Below are 22,225 nucleotides of genomic sequence, written 5' to 3'. Positions count from 1 at the left end.
GGGACCGGATGGCAAGCCAATGAACGGACAGCCAATGCCGGGACGGCCAATGCCGATGCCGGGACAGCCAATGCCAATGCAGATGGGACCGGATGGCAAGCCAATGAACGGACAGCCAATGCCGGGACGGCCAATGCCGATGCAGATGGGACCGGATGGCAAGCCAATGAACGGTCAGCCAATGCCGGGACAGCCAATGCCGGGACGGCCAATGCCAATGCAGATGGGACCGGATGGCAAACCAATCGTGCCGCCAATCCCAAATCGTCCGTCACCATCAATGCCGGAGAAGAAACCGGAGGCAGCGCCGGTACCACCGATGCCGGAGAAGAAACCGGAGGCAGCACCGGTACCACCGATGCCGGAGAAGAAACCGGAAGCAGCACCGGTACCACCGATGCCGGAGAAGAAGCCGGAGGCAGCACCGGTACCGCTGGTTGAGGAGAAGAAGCCTCAGGTGCCAGTGCCGTATCTGTTAAGAATAGCAACAAATGAAAAAATATATATAAATAAACCGGAATTTTCAATCGGAAGATCTGCAACCAAAGCAGATTATACAGTAACAGACAATTCAGATGTCAGCCGAATCCACTGCATCATTGAGAGAAAGAATGGTGTCAGCTATATCAGAGATAATGCCTCCACAAATGGTACATTTGTGAATGGACAGAACATAGCTGGACAGAAAAATGTATTTTTGACAAATAATGCAAAGGTTTCTCTGGGTGATGAAGGTTTCATTTATTTTGTCAGATAAGGATATGGGGATAATAATCAGGAGAAGCGTATGAAATATAGAGCGGCATATCACACAGATGTGGGTATAAAAAAGAAAAACAATCAGGACTCTCTTGCGATCAAGATTGCAGAGACTCCGAATGGACAGGCAGCCTTTGCGATTATCTGTGATGGCATGGGCGGACTGGCAAAAGGAGAGCTTGCAAGCAAAGAGGTCATAAATGCATATTGTGGCTGGTTTGAACATGATTTTGTAAAACTGGTCAGAACAGGAACATTTAATACAGCGATCTTGAAGGAGCAGTGGGATCGCATAGCTGTAACAGAGAATGAAAAGCTGAAAGCATATGGTGAAAGCCGGGGAATTATGATCGGAACCACGTTGTCAGCCATTCTTATGTATGAGGACAGATATTATATTATACATGTGGGCGACAGCCGGGTATATGAGTTGACAGATAAAATGGAGCAGCTTACACAGGATCAGACACTGGTTGCAAGGGAGATCGCAGCAGGAAGACTGACCCCGGAGCAGGCAGAAACAGATAGCAGACGAAGCATACTGTTACAGTGTATAGGCGCATCACCGGTAGTGGAACCTGATTTCATCAGAGGTTATATTACACAAAATGCATCGTATTTGTTATGTTCAGATGGATTCAGACATAAGATAAGCGGAGATGAGATTATGGCGAAACTCAGTCCGCTGGCAGCACCAGATGAAGATAAGATGAAAGAGGGCTGTATTTTTTTAACAGATCTTGTAAAGTACAGGAAGGAAACAGACAATATAACAGTATTGCTGGTCAAGGCTGAGTAGTGGGGAGATAAGATGACAGAATTAGGAACAGTATTAGATGGAAAATATGAAATACTGAAAAAAGTTGGTCAGGGTGGAATGTCAATTGTTTATCTGGCGATGGATAACCGTCTGAATAAACAGTGGGCTGTAAAAGAGATAAAGAATGATGGTTCCAAGAGTGTAGAAACACTTTTAAAAGGATTGGAGCGCGAAGCAAATATCCTGAAAAATGTGGATCATCCGGTATTGCCTCGAATCGTTGATATCATAAATGAGAATGGAACGATTTATGTAATCATGGATTTCGTAGAAGGTAAGCCGTTAAATGAAGTTCTGAAGGCAGAGGGTGCACAGAAGCAGTCCGATGTAATTGAGTGGGGTCGTGCGCTTGCCAGTGCACTTGATTATCTGCACTCCATGAATCCACCGATCATATACAGAGATATGAAACCATCCAATGTTATGTTAAAGCCGGATGGTTCAGTAAAGCTGATCGATTTTGGAACAGCAAAAGAGTACATAATTGAAAATAACGCAGATACGACAGCACTGGGTACCAGAGGATATGCAGCACCGGAGCAGTTCGGTGATGCGCAGGGACGTGGTATCTATAATACTGATGCCAGAACGGATATTTATAATCTGGGTGCGACGCTGTATCATCTGGTAACCGGAAAGAATCCATGTGAGCCACCATATGAGATTAAACCGATCCGTCAGTGGAATCCAATGCTTTCATCTGGTCTGGAGCAGATCATTATCAAGTGCTGCCAGTCAAATCCAAATGACAGATATCAGTCCTGTTCAGAACTTCTGTATGCGTTGGATCATTACAATGAGTTGGACAATGAGTACAGAGCAAAGGCAAAGAAAAAGCTGGTCACATTTGGCGTGATGGCAGGATTATCCCTTCTGTCTGTTGGCTGTGCCATTTTTGGCGGGGTAAAGAAGAATGAGATCAAGGAGAAGAACTACAGCAACAAGATACTGGAGGCAGAAGATGCGCTGCAGGATAATGATATAAATGGAGCAATCAAGATCTATAAAGAAGCAATTGCTCTGGATGAATCATCCTCAGATGCCTATCTGGGACTTCTTGATACGTATGCATATTATTATGATATGGATCAGAACACTGACACTGTGTCCGAGAACGTGGACAGTGGAGCAAAATTAGGTGTACGTTACGTCACCAAGTATATTGACAAGGTAAATGCAGATGTTGTCTATGAGGTTGCGATCATTTATTACAACGAAATCCAGGATTACAAAGCTGCAATGCAGTATTTTAATCAGGTAAATGATTCGGCAAACTTCCCGGATGAGACAGCACAGGCTGCATACTATTCGGCAATTTGCGAGAATAAGATCAAGAAGAATTCCAATTTTGCAAACAGTAAAGAGAATCTGGTTAATTTTGAAACTTATAACAGTGAGGAACTGGAAGATACAAATCCAAGCAAATATGTAAATTATCTGAATATCGCTTCTATCTATGTTGATAATCTGGGAAGTGATACGGCAGATATGCCGCAGAGAACGATTGCATTGCTGACGGAGGCAAACGAAAAGCTGGATGAAAACAGTACAGCACTTTCCAATGCACTTCCGGAGGACCGTAATGTAAAATATTACACGGCACAGTATGCGAGAATCCTGTATTCCGTATATTCCTATCAGGCAAAGAATACAAATGTAGATGCGGAGAAGGAAACCTATTATCTGAGTGCAATCGACTCACTTAACCGTTATCTGGCAAGTATCGATATCACGGATCCAAATCTTCCGGATACAACAAAGAAATCATATGTAAAATATATGAAGGAAGAAGCGGAAACTTACATAGCGCTTGAAAAGATCAGCGACAATAAGGATTATTATGATCAGGCTGAAAAGGTATACAGTTCCGCAGAGAGCAGTATGGGAACGGTTGATAATGCAGCCGATATTTATGTCAGTCATCTGACATATCTGTATGACCGGTATTCCGGAGAATACGGATCCAATCCGAAACGTTGGAAGCAGAATGGCATCCAGAAGATCAAAGCGGTATACGATGCGGGCAGTAAGATCAATATTCTTGTCTCCCGTGGTAATAATGAATGGAACTCGTTGATCGTAAACTCTGCAATTTCTGATATTATAAATGGAAATACTGCAGTGACAGGGAGTGAGGAGTGATAACAATGAATGAAACGATATGTAATGTAATGTTATTCGGCGGTATAGCTCTTGCAGTTGTCTTTGCAGTGATAGCAGTTATATTATTTGTAAAACTGGATATCCCGAAGGTGATCGGAGATCTTTCCGGAAGCACAGCCAGAAAACAGATCAAAGAGATCCGCGAAAAGGGTTATGAAAGCTTACAGGGAAGCGGTGCTTCCAAAAAAGATGCGATCAAATCAAAGGGCAGTACCAGTAAGATCGAGGTGCGTGATATCAAGGGCAAGTCAGCATCCGAAGAAGTTTCCAGGAAAGGAAATGAGAGATATAAGAAGGCTGTGGATGAGTTGAATAAGAGCAGAAGCCATCATCATACCAGACCGGAAGAAGCAGATTCTGAGAAAGCAACCGATATCCTGAGACCGGAAGAGGATTACGAAAAAGAAACCGACATCCTGAGACCGGAAGAGGATTACGAAAAAGAAACCGACATCCTGAGACCGGAAGAGGATTATGAGAAAGAAACTGATGTCCTGAGATCAGAGGAGGATTATGAAAAAGAGACCGATGTTCTTCGGGCGGATGATGAATATGAGCGTGAGACTGATATTCTGACATTAGAGGACGAAGCAGATGCGGCAACGGATGTCTTAAGTACAGACAGTGATGCAACAGACGTATTAAGCACCGATGATGATGCAACCGATGTTCTCACTATGGATACAGAAGCTTCTGGCAGTAGTGAGACCGATATACAGGGTGAAGAAGCTGAGAAATTCCAACTGTTAGTTGATGTTGTTGTAGTTCATACGGATGAATCGATATAGAAGGGAGTGACCAAAATGAAGAAAAACAAATATTTACATCGTTTTGTGGCTTTGGTCATGACGGCGGTTATGCTGTTATCACTGGTGGTAATTGATAACAGAATCGGAATGAAAGCAGAAGACGAATATACAAAAGAAGTGATCAATCTTGAAACGTATATTCCCCAAAAAGTTACATATAAGAAAAATAAAGATGGAAGCGTAAAGACAGGCAGTGTAGAAGAGGTTGAGATTTCTGTTCCGGAAGAGACTGCTGTCACATTTAAGGGTGACTACCTGATGCAGGAACTGGATGCATCTGATAAGAAGCAGATTATAGCAACATCCTGTGATGCATCTGATAAGAAGACCACAAAGCAGGCTTCGGAGATCGAGGAGATTCGGATCACAGATTCAGAGGATGAATATCAGTATGCAGTGTATAAAGCAGCAGATGAGAAGGATACTTATGAATTTGCGGGGATAATACGTGTATATGGAGAAAATGCTGAAAATGGGGATAATCTATCTGTTGCTGGACCAACTATGCATATTTCAGCAGAGGCGGGAAATAAAAGCATTCCACAGATAAATGATAAAAATGGAGATAGTTTTTATTATGCTGAAAAAGGGGATGTTGTGTCTGTAAAGGGGTATGTGTCAGATGGAACGGAACAGGTTGACGGATATATAAAACAGACACCGGAAGATCCGGCGGATATTGTTAAACTTACATATACATTAAATGGTGGAAATGAGAAAGAAATACCAATCGGTAAAGATGGTGGAGCCTTTGATGTAAAGGTTCCGGAATCCGGATCATATGTATTTACAGCATATAGCAGGGAAGGAAAAAAGGTATTTATTCCGGTGACGATCCGGTATACTTCAGATATTCGGATTCAGGATGTAACGGTAGATGAAGATTCTGAATTAAAGATTACGGAAGGGATACTTGGTGAGTTCCTGAATAAAAAGGGTGATGGTATTCGTGTAACGGTATCGGCGCTTGAGGATATAGGCGACAGTAATTTTGCAGATCTGGATCTGGAATATTGTTTTGTGAATGGAACGACCATGAATAACTGGCAGTCGGTATGTATGGATAAAGATGGAGATACCGGTATCTGCAGTAAAACGGTATTGATTCCGAAATCGTCTGTAGCAGGTGCGGATTATAAAGTAATCTTCAGAGTCACAGATCATATATATGAATCTATCGGTACTTACAAATTTGATGAAAATGGATCATTTGTATATATCGATGAAAAAGCACCAGAAATTACAAAGGGCTCTTTCCGTGGCATAAAGGGAAACGATAGTGCAACGATTTCGATCCAGAATTATACATATGATGCAGATACATGGTTCAGTGGTGCAGAACTGACAGGAGTAGCGGCAGTTGAGGATTATGCACCGATCGATACGGCAAGGATCAGCCTTGATGGTGAGATCATTGAAACTGTAACAGATATATCAGCAGATGCAAATCAGTATTCTTATACATATGATGATATTACGATTTCCGAACTGACAGATAAACCAGGAAAACATACAGTCTTATATGAGGCAGTAAACCGTCTTGGTCAGACCGGTACCAAAGAGATCACATTTAATCTGGATACAAAAGCTCCACAGGCACTTATCCTGAGTCAGGCAAATGGTGGTGTATCACTGCAGGATCAGGCAGAATATACTGTAACAGCCAAGACAGGAGAGACTTTGATATTCCGGATTTCTGATGCTGACAGTCAGATCGATACGGCTAAAACAAAGGTCTATGTAAATGGTGAGGAAGTTACATTGACCGGAGATGAACTGTCACTGCCGGATGTTGGTGTGTATAAAGTAACACTTGACGCATATGACTGTGCCGGAAATACAACAAAGAAAACGGTAACCGTTTATGTGAATAAAGAAACATTACAGGATTCTTTGACAGTTTCCTCCGAGGGGAAAACAATAGATGCAAAGGATCAGGCACTGGTATATGCCGGACATAATGGAAGTGCAACAACGGTTACATATAAAGTAACAGGTCTGGATCTGGATGCCGATGATATTGTAAAGACGGTAACAAGAAAGGCTCCGGATTCCGCAGCGTCTGCTGCCGGTATTGAAGTAGCACCGTCCAGAACAGATATATCAGCAAATGGAAATCTGAAAACCGTTACACTGACCTATGATCTGACGACAGAGGGTGTGTATGCATTCCACTTTACATCAAAGCATCATTATGTGGCTGCGAATGAAGATGCAAACACAACGGATGCATCCATTCAGGTGTTATATGACAAGACAGCTCCATCAATAGCAGCAATGGAATTTGCCGGAGCAAAGGCATCAGCAGATGGTATTTATTATTTCAGTAAAGATCCTTCCATTCATATAACGGCTGAGGATGCGTTTTCACTGGGTGATTACAAGGTCACAGATCAGGTGGGAAATACCATTCTTACAGGAAATATAGCTGCGAATGGGGATAAAACATTTGATAAAACACTTGTATTAACAAATGGAATTGAAGAGAATAAGATTTATACGATCATATTCTATATCAGTGATAAATCAGGAAATATTGCAACAAAATCCAATGAAAATGGGGTTGCATACCGGTTTGCGGTTGATACTGAAAAGCCAGCGGTTGATATTGCAGATAAAGAATCCACAAACAGTCTGAAGCTTACGCAGTACTGGAATGGTTCAGATGTAACAGTAAAGGCGTCTGCATCTGATAATTTTCTGATCAGCAGGATTACTGCATCAGCAACCTGTGACGGCAAGGCTGTTGCAGATCAGGAGCAGAAGATGGATCTGGAGACCGAAACGATCGGTCAGACCATGAATGCATCCTTTATTTACAAAAAAGCCGGTGTATATGAAGTTACAGTAACAGCATATGATGAGGTTGGCAACACAAAGACTGCAAAATGTACCTTTGTTATCGACAATGAACTGGCAGATATCAGCTTCTCCGGTATTCCGGTAAGTGGTGTTTATAAAAATGATGGTACACAGACGATTACAGTTAAGGCAGCAGATGATTATGGCATTGCAGCTTCCGATGTGGTTGTGAAGGTAGTGTATGAAACTTACGACTATGATGCAACGACAGGTGCCGGAGTAAAGGGTGAAGAGATCATCACAGCAAAGAACAGCTCGGATCAGACAGTTACAGCTACGATCAAAAACTGTAAGGTTATTGATGGAAAGCCAATGAAATATTACATTGCGGTAAGTGCAACTGATAGATCCGGCAACAGCTCAGAAAAGAGAAGCAAGACCTTCTATTATGATCCATATAAACCGGAAGTAACGGTAGAACCGGCAATCGCGGGTACCGGAACAAAGTATTATAATGACAAGGTCAGATTCAATATTACAGTGGCAGAGCAGTTTGAACTTGGCGCAAATGTATATGTGTTAAATACAGACGACTATAAGAACTGCAAATCAGAAGCCGATTATGCTGCAAAAGCATATAAGACATTTTCTTATAAAGATGTAAAGCAGAAAACATTTGGTTTCACTGTATCAAAGGCTGACCGGTATAAATGGACGGTTGTAGCAGTAGATGCATCCGGAAATGCAGCAACAGTATCCGATATCCGGTTCACGATCGATACAGAGAAGCCTCTGGTCGAGATTGAAGGTGTTCCGGATGACAAGAAGTCAACCGGTACAACGATCCGTGTCGTGATCACAGATAATGAGAGACTGGATCCGGAAAGCTTTAAAGTCGTTGAGTGTTATAAATATTTTGATGGTACAGAATACATTGAGAAGGAACTCAAGATCAAGCAGGTAGGTGCAAAGGAATTAGAGGCATCTGCATACTGCGGACAGAAGAGCGGCAAGGCATGTTCTTATGTATTTAAGGTAACCGGTAAAGACAGAGCCGGAAATGATGTGGAATATGAAATCAATGATTCCAGATTCAAGGTCGATTCCACACTTCCGGATATCGTGCTGGATCGCTATCCGGATTCTGAGAATGATGGTTACTACAACAAGAATGTAAGCTTCAAGTTCACAGTAACAGAGCAGTTTCCATTAAAAACGAAGATCACAGTAAGTGATAAGAACAAGGACGTGAATGGAGACGAAGATGAGACATACATTCTGAATGAGACAACCGGAACTTACACAGTAAAGAGAAAAACACCTGGTGTATATAACCTGACGATCAAGGCAGTGGATGCATTTGGAAATGTAAACTATGTAAGAGATATTAAGTTTGTGATCGATAAGGAAAGCCCGGTAGCGACAATTGAAGGTGTACCGGAGAATGGTCTGACACAGGGTACAAATGTGAAGATCACAGTTACAGATAATCAGAAGCTGCTGTTGAAGGATTTCCAGATCACAGAGTATTACAAATGCTTTGATGAAAGCAAATATACACAGAAGAAGCTGGCGATCAAGAAGGTGGATGGCAAGACGCTGGAGGCTTCTGCATATTGCGGTCAGAAGAAGGGAAAAGCCTGCTCCTATTACTTCAAGGTAACAGGAACGGATAAGGCAGGCAATAAGGTTTCATACGATGTAGCAGGTTCCCGCTTCAAGGTAGATGCAACAAAGCCGAAGGTAACGATCACACCACGGCTGGAGCAGACAAATGACGGTTATTACAATAAAGATATCGCATTTGACATAGCAGTAGAAGAACAGTTTGCCGAAACACACGAGATCGTGGTTTCCGATAAGAATAAAGATACAAATGGTGATGCAGATGACACCTTCACAATGAAGGGAACGAGCGGAATCTATACAGTGAAACGGAATGCACAGGGAATTTATAATCTGAAGGTTACAGTTACGGATGCATTTGGAAATGTAACAGAGGATGAGGCTGCATTTGTAATTGATAAGACAAAGCCTACGATCGGAATTGCAACTGTGAATAAGCTGAATAATGGAAATGTAGCACTTAATGTGAACCTTGCAGATAATTATAAAGGAAAGTCCTATACCGTACATGTAAAACGGAAGGATGCTTCCGGTGCAGTTGCATATGACGGAGATTACAGAACAGTAGAATGGAATAACACTTCTGTAAATCCGGAGATCGTATTCTCAGATGAGGGCGATTATGAGATCACTGTTTCTGCGGATGATAAGGCTGGTAATGAACAGATCGCAGAGAATGTATCCTTCCGGATTGATAAGACAGCACCTGTATTATCGATAACAGGCGTTGCAGATTCACAGAATACATCCTGTACGGCGACACTGACAGTAAATGAGGCATTTGCATTCTCTTATGATGGAGAAGCAATGAACAGTGCTGACATTACGGCAACGATCACCAAAAAGACGGATGGAACAGGAGCATCAACAGTTGCAACCTTAAATACCGGTAATTTTTCATCCGGTAATCCGCATACTGCGACCTATACCTTTGATGAAGATGGTGAATATACAATCACTTTTAATGCAAAGGACATGACAGGTAATGTTGCAACGGCTGTTACTAAGACATTCAAGGTAGATAAGACAGCACCAGAGCTTAAGGTATCAGCAGTGAACAGCAAGAACAGTGTCGTAAATGAGTATGAGACAGTTGGTGGAAGCTCTGTAAACAACACAGATTATGTAGATATGAACATAGAAGTAACAGAGTCCTTCTTTGCTTCGAATAAGGTAAATATATCTGTACAGAAGGATGGCGAGGACGTATCTTCCTCTTACTTTACAAACTTTGGCAGTAATGCGGCAGTCAGCCGTGGAAGCCAGAGATTTGATGAGGATGGTGTATATACCATAGCAGTTACAGCAGAAGATGCACTTGGCAACAAGGCAGATGATTACAACATGGTATTTACGGTAGATAATACACCGCCAACAATTGACAAGACTGCAAAGATGGCTGAATTTACTGAGAGAAGATCAGAAGATGGAGAACTTCTTCTGAACAGTCAGGATTTTGCGGATATCAAGGAAAAGGGATATGATGCACTCTGGTCAGTTAATGATACATCTGTATTTAAGGCAAGTGTAAAGCTGGATGGTATTGATTTTGTAGATTTCTCAGATCTGACAGATGGATATCATACAATGACGATTTCCGTTACCGATGAGGTTGGTCATGTGACAACTGAAACATTTGACTTTACCTATGATGGAACAGCACCTCGTATCATTATCACAGGCGTTGATGATAAGAGCGTTGTAAGAAATCCGTTTACCATGAAGATCGGTCTGGAAGATGCAGATGATATGCTGACAGAGATCGTGATCAACGGAGATACTATTGATCCGGCACTGTATGAGGATACGAATTCGTATGAGTTCCAGGTTGAGAACTATGGTAATTATAAGGTTCGGGTATCTGCAAGAGATACAGCGGGAAATGTTACATCGACCTATGACAGTGCAACAGATGAGGTATTCTCCTTCCAGTTAAAGGAAAAGACATCACCGATCCTGATCGTTATCATTATTCTTGCAATTCTTGCAGTTGTGGCAGTGATCCTTCTTCTGATCATGAAAAAAAGAAGAAACAGCCACAGTAGTAAATAAAACATGACTATAGAAAGAAAGGGACCACGCCCGAACAGGCGTGGTCTTTCAATGAGGTGACATAAATGGCATTAAGAGCGGTAGCATTTGATATGGATGGAGTCCTGATCGATTCCGAGAAGGTATACAGAATGTGCTGGTTGAAGAATGGATTGTCCATCGGTATCTCGGAGAATGAGATGTCGAAGATCTGTGACCGGATGGCAGGTGGAACCAAGAAGACAAATGCACATGTGATGAAAGAAAAGATGGGCGAGGATTTTGATTATCTTGCATTCAGACAACGTACAGTGGATATGGTCGAAGCATATATGAATGAGCATGGTGTTGAATTAAAGCATGGCGTGATCGAGACACTAAAGACTTTAAAGGCAAGAGGGATCAAGATGGCGGTTGCAACCTCGACGGATCGGGAACGGGCAGAGGATAAACTGGTTCGAAGCGGACTGCTTCCGTATTTTGATGATGTGATCTGTGGGGATGAGATCGAGCGCGGAAAACCATACCCGGACATCTATCTGAAAGCCTGTGAGAAGCTTGGTACGAAGCCGGAGGAGACAGTTGGAGTAGAGGATTCCATTAATGGTGTGACAGCCTCCCACGATGCAGGGCTGTATACCCTTATGGTGATCGATCTGATCCAACCGGATGAAGAAACGAAGAAGAAAGCAGACCGTATCAGCAACGATATATTTGAGCTGACGGAATTATTTGAAGACTGATGAAGCAGTTTGACTTCGAAAATGACATCTGAAAATGATTGATATAGCAGAATAGAGAATGATCTCTGGAATGAAAGAAAACCTTCCGGCATATAGTAGTGTCAGGAGGTTTTTCTATGATTACAGGACAGAAAATTTTCAGCCTTTTAAAGGCACTTGCGGTATCTTACATAATAACGGCAATCCTGCTGCTTATAACGGCATTCCTCATGTACAAGCTGGGACTGGGTGATACGGTGATTCATCTGAGTATTATCATCATTCATGGCATCTCTGTATTCCTTGGTGGTTTTCTTACCGGCAAGATGGTAAAGGAGCAAAAATATATCTGGGGATTAATGCTTGGAGTGTGTTATGTTTTGGTGATCGGTATTGTATCTTTCATTATGAATGGTACGATCCATATCTCTGCCGGAGGGACATTGACGAATGTGATCCTGTGTCTGGCGGCCGGAATGCTTGGCGGAATGCTGGGTTAGAGACAAGTTTTTCGTAAAAATACTTTGACTTTAAAGCATGTTGTGTTATAATTTCGCTATATGACATAAAAAGGAGAAGTGTACCTATGAAGAGAATAAAGACACTCACAAACAGAACAATGAAGAACACAATGGTTAAGGGCGGATGCGGCGAATGCCAGACATCATGTCAGTCAGCTTGTAAGACATCATGCACAGTCGGAAATCAGAGCTGTGAGAATGCTGAGAACAAGTAAGAGATCATTGTAGACAGACAACCACAAAGGGGACCGTCAAACAAATGACAGTCCTCTTTCGTTGCGTGTCAGAAAAATTAATTCACAAGATGGGAGAATTTGTATGGTACATCAGTACAAAAGTAATGGATATAATATCGTACTCGATGTATGTAGTGGGTCTGTTCACGTAGTGGATGACCTTGTGTATGATATTATTGCAAATTACGAAAATCATACAAAAGAACAGGTAATAGAATTGCTGCCATCCTATGATAAGGATGAAGTATCGGAAGCCTATGACGAGGTAACCGGCCTGGTAGAAGACGGAACACTATTTACAGAAGACATATTCAAAGATTATATCATTGATTTTAAAAAGAGAAAAACAGTGGTAAAGGCTCTGTGTATCAATATTGCACATGACTGTAATCTTGCATGCAGATATTGTTTTGCAGGAGAAGGTGAGTACAAGGGTGACAGAGGTCTGATGCCACTTGACATAGCAAAGAAATCTCTGGATTTCCTCGTTGCCAATTCCGGTAACCGTGTAAATCTTGAGGTCGATTTCTTCGGCGGTGAGCCACTTATGAACTGGGATGTCGTAAAAGAGACCGTTCGATATGGAAGAAGCCTGGAGGAGAAGCATAATAAGAAATTCCGTTTCACACTGACAACAAACGGTGTGTTGTTAAATGATGAGGTAATGGAATTTGCCAATAAAGAGATGGCAAATGTCGTATTATCCATCGACGGAAGAAAAGAGATTCATGATTACATGCGTCCGACCAGAAATGGAAAGGGAAGCTATGATCTGTTACTTCCAAAGTTTCAGGAATTTGCAAAGAAGCGTGCCGGAAAGAGTTATTATGTAAGAGGCACTTATACGCATAACAATCTGGATTTTTCAAAGGATGTATTACACATGGCAGATCTTGGATTTGACCAGATCTCCATTGAGCCGGTTGTATCTCTGCCGGACGAGCCTTATGCGATAAAGGAAGAGGATATCCCATATCTGTTAGATCAGTATGATATCCTTGCAAAAGAGATGATCAAAAGACATAAAGAAGGAAGGGGCTTCAATTTCTTCCACTTTATGATAGATTTGACAGGGGGACCATGCGTGGCCAAACGTCTGTCGGGGTGTGGTTCAGGTACAGAATATCTGTCAGTTACACCATGGGGCGACCTTTATCCGTGCCATCAGTTTGTCGGTGAGGATGGGTTCTGCATTGGAAATGTAAATGAAGGTATTACGAAGCCGGAACTTGTTGATGAGTTTAAGCTCTGCAATGTCTATGCAAAGGACAAGTGTAAGGACTGTTTTGCAAGATTCTATTGTAGCGGTGGCTGTGCGGCGAACTCATATAAATTCCATGGAAATATATTAGATGCGTATGATATCGGATGTGAACTTCAGAAGAAGCGTATCGAATGTGCGATCATGATCAAAGCCGCATTAGCAGATGAAGAAGAAAATCAATAAGGAGGACAAAGGTAAATAAGATGAAGAAAGCAAGAAAAAAAGCCATATGGGTATTGATCCTGTTCCTGCTTGTGCTTGCGGGTTCCATCTACGTTGCATTGTTTGGTGTAGGCGACAGAGGAAAAGCAAAGTATATCAGCCTTGGACTTGATCTGAAGGGTGGCTTAAGTGTAACCTATGAGATTCAGGATGAGGATTACAGTGATGCAGATGTTCAGGATACGATCTATAAGCTGCAGAAACGTATTGATTCCCATACAACAGAGCATAACGTATATTCAGAGGGAAATGGTAAGATCACTGCCGAAATTCCGGGTGTAACAGATGCAGATGCAATTCTGGAAGACCTGAGTATCGAAGGTAAGTTAGAGTTCTTAGATCCTGAGAATTATGAATTATGGTCACAGGGCAAGGAATATACTCCAGCTCTTACCGGTGATGATATTAAGGGTGCAGATGCCAAGATTGATTCTACAGAGACCGGTGATGACAATGTAGTACAGTTGTCATTCACAACAGCAGGTGCTCAGAAGTTTGCAGATGTAACAACAGCAAATGTAGGAAAGATCGTCTATATCGTATATGATGGTGAAGTTGTAAGTGCACCAACTGTACAGCAGGCAATTACAGACGGAAATGCTGTTATCAACAGCATTTCAACATATGAAGAGGCAGACAGCCTTGCTACTACGATCCGTATCGGTGCATTGCCACTGACACTGAAGCAGGTACGTTCTAATATTGTCGGAGCAACTCTTGGTTCAGAAGCAGTATCAACAACGATCAAAGCAGGTATCATTGGTATTATCTGTATCTTCATTATCATGATCTGCGTATTCAGAATTCCGGGTCTGATCGCATCATTATCATTGACACTTTATACATTTATGATCTTACTTGTTATGAACCTGTTCAATGTTACATTGACACTTCCGGGTCTTGCAGGTATCATCCTTTCTGTAGGTATGGCGGTCGATGCGAACGTCGTTATCTTTACACGTATTAAAGAAGAACTGGCAACAGGTGCTTCTGTTAAGCAGTCTGTAAAAGCCGGATTCCATAATGCGTTATCAGCGATCATCGATGGTAACGTGACAACCCTGATCGCAGCACTTGTGCTTGGTATCTTCGGAACCGGTACGATCAAGGGATTTGCAATCACACTGGCAATCGGTATCGTATTATCTGTATTCACAGCACTTGTTATCTCTCAGATGGTACTGAATGCACTTGTAACACTTGGCGTAACAGATGTAAAATATTTTGGAAAAGCAAAAGAGCCTGGTAAGGTTAATTTTGTAAAGGGTGGTAAATATTGTATTATCGCTTCTGTTCTTGTCATCGTGATCGGCTTCTGTTTCATGCCGATCTTTGCAAAGACAAAGGGAAGTGCATTGAATTTAAGTATTGATTTTGCAGGTGGTACATCAATCACAGCAGAATTTGACAAAGCATATTCATTATCTGAGGCAGAGAAAGACATTGTTCCTGTTATCGCTGAGGCAGCAGGCATCAGTGAGGCAGATATCTCTGTTCAGACTGTTTCCGGTACAAATGAGATCGTATTCAAGACCACAGAGCTTACGACTCAGGGTGATGATTCTCAGTTGACAAAGGTAACAGCTGCACTCAGCGAGAAGCTCGGTGCGACAGTAACAAATTCCGATAATATCAGTGGTTCAGCCAGCAGCGATATGACAAGGGATGCATTCCTTTCTGTAGCACTTGCAGCCGTTCTGATGCTCATCTACATTGTAATCCGTTTCAAGGATGTGAAGTTTGGTGTAAGTGCGGTATTAGCCCTTTGCCACGATGTAGCTATGGTATTTGTTCTGTATATCTTACTTCGGTTATCCGTTGGTAATACCTGTATCGCATGTATGCTGACAATCTTCGGTTACTCGATCAATGCAACGATCATCGTATTCGATCGTATCCGTGAGAATATCGCAAATGCAGGAACAAAGAAAGATTACAAGCATATCGTTAATTTAAGTATTAACCAGACGATCACCAGAAATATTTATACATCCTTAACAACATTTGTTACGATCTTCGTATTATATGTAATGGGTGTAGCAGCGATCAAAGAGTTCGCATTTACTCTGATGGCCGGTGTCGTAATCGGTGCTTATTCTTCTATCTGTGTAACTGGTCCATTGTGGTACTACTTCAAGACCGGATTTGGTAAGAAGAAGGATGCTGCAAATGGCAAGAACAGCAAGAAAGCGGTAGAGAAGAAGAAAACAGCAAAGGCGCAGTAATTAGCTGTCGTCGATAGAATGAAAAACAGACAAGTATGTAGGATTTACATATTTGTCTGTTTTTTCGTTGTGTTACAGGAATGTTTATGCTGTGTGTTATTAAAATTAATACATAATGACAATGCATTGACGGGTGATAAAAGCTGTGATATGTTGAAGCAAAGGAGGTGCATGATTGAAACAATGAAACGATTTGAAGCGGTTATATTTGATATGGATGGGGTTATATTCGACTCGGAGCTGCTGGTTATAAAGTGCTGGCAGGTCGTTGCAGATAAATATGAAATCAAAAATATAGAAGACACCTGTCACAAATGTTTGGGACTGAATAAGGATGCGACAAAAGAACTGATGCTTGGGGTGTATGGAGCAGATTTCCCTTATGATGAGTATAAGGCGGAGATGTCGGCACTGTTCCATGAACAGGCGGCAGGAGGAAAGCTTCCGATGAAACCGGGAGTTACCGGTCTGTTGCAGACATTAAAAAAGAATGGAAGAAAGGTTGCGCTGGCATCTTCTACCAGGAAAGCAGTTGTCGAACAGGAGCTTCGGGATGCAGGTATCCTTCCGTATTTCGATCGGGTAATCTGCGGAGATATGGTAAAGCGGAGCAAACCGGAACCGGATATCTATCTGGAAGCATGCAGACAGATCCATGTGATGCCGGAGCAGGCATATGCCATAGAGGATTCTTATAATGGTATCCGTTCTGCACATGCGGCGGGACTGCATCCGATCATGGTGCCGGATCTTGCACCGGTCACGGAAGAAATGCAGGAGCTGTCGGATGTCATTCTGGATTCACTGACGGAAGTAGAGAAATATCTGTTTTTATAAAGAATTAAATCTTTCAATCGGGAATTAAGTTTTATAATCAGGAATTAAGTCTTATAATCGGAAATTAAGTTTTACATTTTACTAAAAAGATATATAAAAACGCTTGACCTTAAGTTCACTTTAAGTTGTAGAATATGTCTAGCATAAAGTTTAACAAGGAGACAATATGTATACAAATACTTTAACATTGGCAAATGGTGTAGAAATTCCACAGTTAGATCTTGGAACCTGGTTTATAGACGATGGAGACATGGCAGATGCAGTTAAGGCGGCTGTGAAGCTTGGTTATCGTCATTTTGATACAGCACAGGCATATGGCAACGAGCAAGGCGCAGGGGAAGGAATCAGAACCTGCGGTATTCAGCGTGATAAGCTGTTTGTAGTATCAAAGGTCGCTGCTGAACATAAGACCTACGAAGAAGCCTCCACTGGAACTGTTAGAATACTGCCAGAAGAACGGAATCGCAGTTGAGGCATATTCACCGATCGCTCATGGTGAGATCCTTCATGAACCAGAGATTGAAGTTATGGCTGCAAAATACAATGTATCTGTTCCACAGCTCTGTATCCGTTATACCTTACAGCTTGGAACGAGCTCATTACCAAAGACAGCAAATCCTGCACATATGGAGAGCAATGCACAGGTTGATTTTGAGATCAGCGCAGAAGATATGGAACTTCTGAAGCATTTCAAGCATATCGAAAGCTATGGTAAGAGCGGTGGTTTCCCGGTATACGGAGGTAAGCTGTAATTCCATGTTAGGGAAAATACACTTCCCTGAGGGGAGTTGTCTGATACTGTAAGTTCAGCGCTATGAAGATCTGCTATGCTTTTTGCGATACTGAGACCCAGACCAAAGTGTGTTTTGTGATTGTTGCGCTTTGAATAGAAGGTTTCAAATATGTGCGGTTTATCTTCATCGCTTATGCCCGGACCCGTATCTGCCACGGTATAGCACAGTCGTTTATTCTGCGTGGATACAGACAGGGAGACATGACCGTTTGTTGTGCAGGATATCGCATTATCAACCAGAATGGAGATGCATTGAAGTATTCTGTCCTTATCCATACAGCAAAGAGGAAGCGGATCATCCGGCAGAGAAACAATAAGGTCGAGATTCTTCTGAATCGCGACAGGCTCGAAACGATCATAACATTCAATAATAATATCTTCCGGCTGGGTATCTTTAAAGTTTTCCCGGCCGGATTTTTTTATGTCTGCAAATGTGAGAAGATTATTTATCATATCTGTTATCCGGTTACATTCTCTGTCTGCTGTGGATAAATAGTCTTTGTCAGCCGGACTTAGATGATTGCCGGAGAGTCCGTTGAGACAGGATTTTATAATGGCAAGGGGAGTTTTTAATTCATGCGAAGCCACAGCAATAAAAAGATCCTGTTTCTGATAGGCTTCATTTACCGGTATAAGAATCTTCTTCATGAAAAAATATGACACGATAGACAACAGGATAATTGCGATCACCGTTACGATCAAAAACAGAATACTCATCTTTATTTTGTATGCAGAGATGAGAGCATTGTTGTATACCGTATGTATGGTATAGTAGGTGCCCCCTATATTTATAATGCTGTAGCTGTTCCAGTAATCCGTATGGTCATATCGGACAGTATAAAATCGGCGGTGGCTGTCTCCTTTGTTTATGGTACTGTAATAGTCACCCCAATATTCAGACTGCATATAAGGCGATGCGGACTGAAGGATGGCTTTACTTTCTTTGAAAGCCTCTGTCGATAAGACCTTTTTATCATTTCGCAGTATATCGATATTAAGGTTTTTGGTGTTGTATTCATTAAGAATGTTCATATCGATAATATTTGTCTGGTTCAGATAGGAATATAACAGATTTGTATCTTTAGAGTAGGAAGCATATGTGCTGTTTGAATATTCCTGCACGACAGCATAAAACAGCAATATGGACATGGTTGCGAGGATCATAGTTATGACAGAGGATAGAAATACAGTGAGTTTTTTCCTGAGCTGTTCTATCATTTTGGTGATTCCTCCTTTTCATATACAAGGGTATAACCGCTTCCGTATACTCCCTTTATCGTAATTCGGCTGTGAACCGTTTTCAGTCTGTTCCTCAGAAAATAAACATAATTCAGGATATTTCCATTTCCAACATTGGAATTAAGCCCCCATATAGCTTCGATAATCTCGTCATGGCTGACAAGTTTACCGGCTGATCTGAGCAGCAGCTCAAATAGCTGGGATTCCCGATTTGTGAGCTGGACAGACCGGCCGTCACATTGGATCGTGCGGCTGTCTATGAGATAATTGATATCACCATAAGAATAGTCAAATGAATGGATCTGGTGGGATCTGCGGTAAAGAGCATTTATTCGTGCCAGTAATTCATCAAATTCAAATGGCTTAACGATATAGTCGTCAGCACCCAGTGAAAAAGCTGCTGTTTTGTTTTCAAGTGTGCCGAGGGCGGTAAGCATTATGATGGGAATTGAGATTTTGTCAAAATATAGTTGGTTTAAAATATCAAGACCTGACTTATCAGGCAGCATCCAGTCAAGCACAATTATATCGATATCAACACCTGAATATATCAGTTCAGTGCATTGTTTTCCAGTTGTATACAGGTATACGGTGATACCATGTGCTTCCATTTGTCTTTTTAGTACTTTTCCCAGATCTGTATCATCTTCTACGAGCAGCAGTTTCATGTAAATCTCCATTTCCCTATTACGGTATAAAATATCATTAATACAATAAGTATAGTAATTCATTTTCCAGATGTTTAAAAGTAATATATATAATTTAGATGTTTTTTAGACAATCGTGCAGATCGGTGGTGTTACAATCGATATATCGAAAGTGGAAATGATTGTAAAAGTATTTGTAATAAGGGAGGTAGACATGAAACGTATCGGGTTTTATTTAATAATGCTTATTGGCATGATGTTATGCTGGGGTTGTGGGGACCATAAGATAACAGAATCTACAGAGACAGAGGCGGGTTTGTCGGAATACCGGATGGCACAGCTTGATATGACCCAGATCTGTGGATTTGGCAAGGTTCAAGATGAATATGTATGCATCGGAGAAGCTGAAAATGGGGGCTATATCAGGCTGACAGGAGAAAAGCCGGATGGAGATTTCCGGCAGGAAGAACTTAAGCTTGATTCTGTTATGGACGAAACGGATATGATCACGGCAGCAGATATGGATGAAGCCGGGAGCATGTATTTGGCAGTCAGCAGGATGGATGATAAAAGAGATATAACGGGCAGAATCGTGAAGGTGATGCCTGATGATACAGTTCAGATACTGGCAGATCATATAGAAGAAAATGTAAAAAATATCAGACTGACGGCTGATGGATATATCATTGGTTGCGCGGATGGGGTGATACAATGCTTTTCCATGGAAGGGCAGAAGAAATACGAAATAGAAAATTCTGACTATACGGATATCTGTGTAGCTGGTGATAAACTGGTTGTTCTCACAGCACGGGATATAGAGACCTATGATATATCGGATGGTCATATGCTGGAAACGATTACGTCTTTTGATGATACCTTGACGGAAGGACTTGAAGATGCAGCTTCGGAGAAAGGAAAAGATGCACTTAGCTGCAGCAATATCATGAAGTATGATGAAAAGTCTGATCAGATATACATTATGCTTGGAACGGGTTTATTTGCATATAAGCTCTCTGACAAGCTGGGGACAAGGCTTACGACATTTAAAAGTGCTGATATAAGATATGACTTTGTTGTGGAGGATTCGGATACATTTGTAGCTGTCACTGGTGATAAGAGTGGAAATAAGAGGATCGTTGTATATTCATCATCCGATGCATATGCAGCTTATAACAGTACAAAAGAAGCTTCAGACAGCAGAACCGTTACCGTATATTCTCTTTATTACACAGAGAGTTACGAAAATCTGATCACGTGGTATGAAAGTGATCATTCGGATATCACGGTGCAGTACATATGGGGCGTGGATGACCAGAATGGAATATCAGAAAAGGATGCCATAAGTTCTTTAAATACACAGCTTCTTGCAGGAGAAGGACCTGACGTCATTATCATGGATGGATTGAATGTAAAAAGCTATGAGAATACAGGGGTGCTTATGGATCTGTCGCAGGTTCTTGATGATATACAGAAGGAGAATCCATCCTGCCTTAAGAATGTACTTTATACATATAAGAATGAGGATGGTTCAGTATATGCCATACCCGCCATGGAGACATTTACAGCAGTTATCGGGCCGGAGGCTGAGATAAGGAATGTGACCGATGTTCAATCCCTTGTGGCTTATATAAACAGTCAGGACAAACCAGCCGATGGGAATGATCTGTCATTTTACTATTTGGAGTCTTATTTTGATACCCTGTATCCTGTATATGCATCGGAGATCGTTGATATGGAGGAGCATTATGACAGAGAAATGCTAAAGAAATTTCTGGAGGATCTCAGACTTTTATACGACTTAGAGATGGCGAGAACGACGCAGGATCAGATCAATGACTGGACTGCAAGGTTCGGAGCTTATGAGGAAAATATAAAAGACAATTATTCAGGATATATGAGCCCGTTATTTAACCGGGAATGGTCTGGCAGGAAGCTGGCATTTGTGGATATGAAGACGATGAGCGAGGCATGGTTGTTTTACAGCATAAAGGAAGATTCCATGGTTGGAATGGAGGATAACACGGCAAACCGTGATTATGACTATGAACCGTGGGGTACGGATGAGGGAATGATATATGTGCCAAATACAATCCTTGCGGTCAATAGCAAAAAGGAGAACAGGGATAGTGCGGTTGAGTTCGTAAAAGCGTTATTCAGCGCAGAGGTACAGAAAAAGTATTATGGAACAGAATGTGGAAATCCGGTAAATATGGATGGCGTGCGGGCATGGAATGAGGATGCTCTCAGTATGGGAACGCCGGGAGGTGCTATTGAAGTCGGCGGGAATAATTATCTGAACTGGACATATTGGCGGACGGACGAGTATCTGGAAGATTATATAGATAAGTTGAGCAGACTCTGTGTGCCTTCAAATCCGGATGTAAGAATTCGCAGCATGATAAGGGAAAATGCGACTGATTATCTGGAAGGAAATGCGAGCCTTGAGGATACTTTGAATATAATTGATAAATTGTTAAATGTATATCTGAAAGAATAGAAATGGATGGTC

At 41.7% G+C, this 22,225-nt stretch carries 16 protein-coding genes; 14 read left to right on the top strand and 2 right to left on the bottom strand.

Annotated elements, in window-relative coordinates; genetic code table 11:
• The 13 genes from DXB77_RS12755 to DXB77_RS13465 all read left to right on the top strand — a co-directional run.
• A partial coding sequence (locus DXB77_RS12755; RefSeq protein ID WP_118663530.1) for an FHA domain-containing protein occupies window positions 1–757 on the top strand: 757 nt, incomplete at its 5' end.
• 30 nt (window positions 758–787) lie between these two features.
• A complete protein-coding gene (locus DXB77_RS12750) occupies window positions 788–1,558 on the top strand; it encodes a PP2C family serine/threonine-protein phosphatase (protein ID WP_118663528.1) in 771 nt (256 codons plus the stop codon).
• A gap of 12 nt (window positions 1,559–1,570) precedes the next feature.
• Window positions 1,571–3,721: a protein kinase gene (locus DXB77_RS12745; RefSeq protein WP_118663526.1), complete on the top strand. Its 2,151-nt coding sequence runs from the start codon at window positions 1,571–1,573 to the stop codon at window positions 3,719–3,721.
• A 5-nt stretch (window positions 3,722–3,726) separates the two neighbouring features.
• Complete coding sequence (locus DXB77_RS12740; RefSeq protein WP_118663524.1) at window positions 3,727–4,530, top strand: hypothetical protein; 804 nt, start codon at window positions 3,727–3,729, stop codon at window positions 4,528–4,530.
• Between the two features lie 15 nt (window positions 4,531–4,545).
• Window positions 4,546–11,031 (top strand): Ig-like domain-containing protein, encoded by a 6,486-nt coding sequence (locus tag DXB77_RS12735; protein WP_118663522.1) that lies wholly within the window; start codon window positions 4,546–4,548, stop codon window positions 11,029–11,031.
• Between the two features lie 65 nt (window positions 11,032–11,096).
• The gene (locus tag DXB77_RS12730; protein WP_117822488.1) at window positions 11,097–11,753 is read left to right on the top strand and encodes an HAD family phosphatase; all 657 of its coding nucleotides are present in this window, start codon (window positions 11,097–11,099) and stop codon (window positions 11,751–11,753) included.
• 116 nt (window positions 11,754–11,869) lie between these two features.
• Entirely contained in the window at window positions 11,870–12,232 is a 363-nt protein-coding gene (locus DXB77_RS12725; protein ID WP_117808504.1) for a TIGR04086 family membrane protein, read from the top strand.
• An 86-nt stretch (window positions 12,233–12,318) separates the two neighbouring features.
• Window positions 12,319–12,468: a six-cysteine ranthipeptide SCIFF gene (gene scfA / locus DXB77_RS12720; protein ID WP_008401634.1), complete on the top strand. Its 150-nt coding sequence runs from the start codon at window positions 12,319–12,321 to the stop codon at window positions 12,466–12,468.
• 103 nt (window positions 12,469–12,571) lie between these two features.
• Entirely contained in the window at window positions 12,572–13,936 is a 1,365-nt protein-coding gene (gene scfB / locus DXB77_RS12715; protein ID WP_117808505.1) for a thioether cross-link-forming SCIFF peptide maturase, read from the top strand.
• A gap of 20 nt (window positions 13,937–13,956) precedes the next feature.
• Window positions 13,957–16,200: a protein translocase subunit SecD gene (secD, locus tag DXB77_RS12710; protein ID WP_117822489.1), complete on the top strand. Its 2,244-nt coding sequence runs from the start codon at window positions 13,957–13,959 to the stop codon at window positions 16,198–16,200.
• A gap of 171 nt (window positions 16,201–16,371) precedes the next feature.
• Complete coding sequence (locus DXB77_RS12705) at window positions 16,372–17,037, top strand: HAD family phosphatase (protein ID WP_243023296.1); 666 nt, start codon at window positions 16,372–16,374, stop codon at window positions 17,035–17,037.
• A gap of 166 nt (window positions 17,038–17,203) precedes the next feature.
• Window positions 17,204–17,509 (top strand): aldo/keto reductase, encoded by a 306-nt coding sequence (locus tag DXB77_RS13470; protein ID WP_330599120.1) that lies wholly within the window; start codon window positions 17,204–17,206, stop codon window positions 17,507–17,509.
• A gap of 55 nt (window positions 17,510–17,564) precedes the next feature.
• A complete protein-coding gene (locus tag DXB77_RS13465; RefSeq protein ID WP_330599122.1) occupies window positions 17,565–17,789 on the top strand; it encodes an aldo/keto reductase in 225 nt (74 codons plus the stop codon).
• Here DXB77_RS13465 and DXB77_RS12695 read toward each other — a convergent pair.
• Window positions 17,744–19,048, bottom strand: coding sequence for a HAMP domain-containing sensor histidine kinase (locus DXB77_RS12695; protein WP_118663520.1), 1,305 nt, complete (start codon window positions 19,046–19,048; stop codon window positions 17,744–17,746). The genes DXB77_RS13465 and DXB77_RS12695 overlap by 46 nt on opposite strands.
• The gene (locus DXB77_RS12690) at window positions 19,045–19,737 is read right to left on the bottom strand and encodes a response regulator transcription factor (protein ID WP_182439493.1); all 693 of its coding nucleotides are present in this window, start codon (window positions 19,735–19,737) and stop codon (window positions 19,045–19,047) included. Before DXB77_RS12690 ends, DXB77_RS12695 begins: the two co-directional genes overlap by 4 nt.
• Before the next feature lie 193 nt (window positions 19,738–19,930).
• Here DXB77_RS12690 and DXB77_RS12685 point away from each other — a divergent pair, with 193 nt between their 5' ends.
• Complete coding sequence (locus DXB77_RS12685) at window positions 19,931–22,213, top strand: ABC transporter substrate-binding protein (protein WP_182427532.1); 2,283 nt, start codon at window positions 19,931–19,933, stop codon at window positions 22,211–22,213.
• Window positions 22,214–22,225 lie beyond the last annotated feature (12 nt).

Source organism: Clostridium sp. OM05-9, assembly GCF_003481465.1.
Taxonomy (GTDB): Bacteria; Bacillota; Clostridia; order Lachnospirales; family Lachnospiraceae; genus Coprococcus; species Coprococcus ammoniilyticus.
This window is presented reverse-complemented; position numbering and strand designations above follow the sequence as displayed.

Coding starts and splice junctions, on each gene's coding strand:
- DXB77_RS12750 (WP_118663528.1), top strand. CDS start 788: ATGAAATATAGAGCGGCATATCACACAGATGTGGGTATAAAAAAGAAA.
- DXB77_RS12745 (WP_118663526.1), top strand. CDS start 1,571: ATGACAGAATTAGGAACAGTATTAGATGGAAAATATGAAATACTGAAA.
- DXB77_RS12740 (WP_118663524.1), top strand. CDS start 3,727: ATGAATGAAACGATATGTAATGTAATGTTATTCGGCGGTATAGCTCTT.
- DXB77_RS12735 (WP_118663522.1), top strand. CDS start 4,546: ATGAAGAAAAACAAATATTTACATCGTTTTGTGGCTTTGGTCATGACG.
- DXB77_RS12730 (WP_117822488.1), top strand. CDS start 11,097: ATGGCATTAAGAGCGGTAGCATTTGATATGGATGGAGTCCTGATCGAT.
- DXB77_RS12725 (WP_117808504.1), top strand. CDS start 11,870: ATGATTACAGGACAGAAAATTTTCAGCCTTTTAAAGGCACTTGCGGTA.
- scfA (WP_008401634.1), top strand. CDS start 12,319: ATGAAGAGAATAAAGACACTCACAAACAGAACAATGAAGAACACAATG.
- scfB (WP_117808505.1), top strand. CDS start 12,572: ATGGTACATCAGTACAAAAGTAATGGATATAATATCGTACTCGATGTA.
- secD (WP_117822489.1), top strand. CDS start 13,957: ATGAAGAAAGCAAGAAAAAAAGCCATATGGGTATTGATCCTGTTCCTG.
- DXB77_RS12705 (WP_243023296.1), top strand. CDS start 16,372: ATGATTGAAACAATGAAACGATTTGAAGCGGTTATATTTGATATGGAT.
- DXB77_RS13470 (WP_330599120.1), top strand. CDS start 17,204: ATGTATACAAATACTTTAACATTGGCAAATGGTGTAGAAATTCCACAG.
- DXB77_RS13465 (WP_330599122.1), top strand. CDS start 17,565: ATGGCTGCAAAATACAATGTATCTGTTCCACAGCTCTGTATCCGTTAT.
- DXB77_RS12695 (WP_118663520.1), bottom strand. CDS start 19,048: ATGATAGAACAGCTCAGGAAAAAACTCACTGTATTTCTATCCTCTGTC.
- DXB77_RS12690 (WP_182439493.1), bottom strand. CDS start 19,737: ATGAAACTGCTGCTCGTAGAAGATGATACAGATCTGGGAAAAGTACTA.
- DXB77_RS12685 (WP_182427532.1), top strand. CDS start 19,931: ATGAAACGTATCGGGTTTTATTTAATAATGCTTATTGGCATGATGTTA.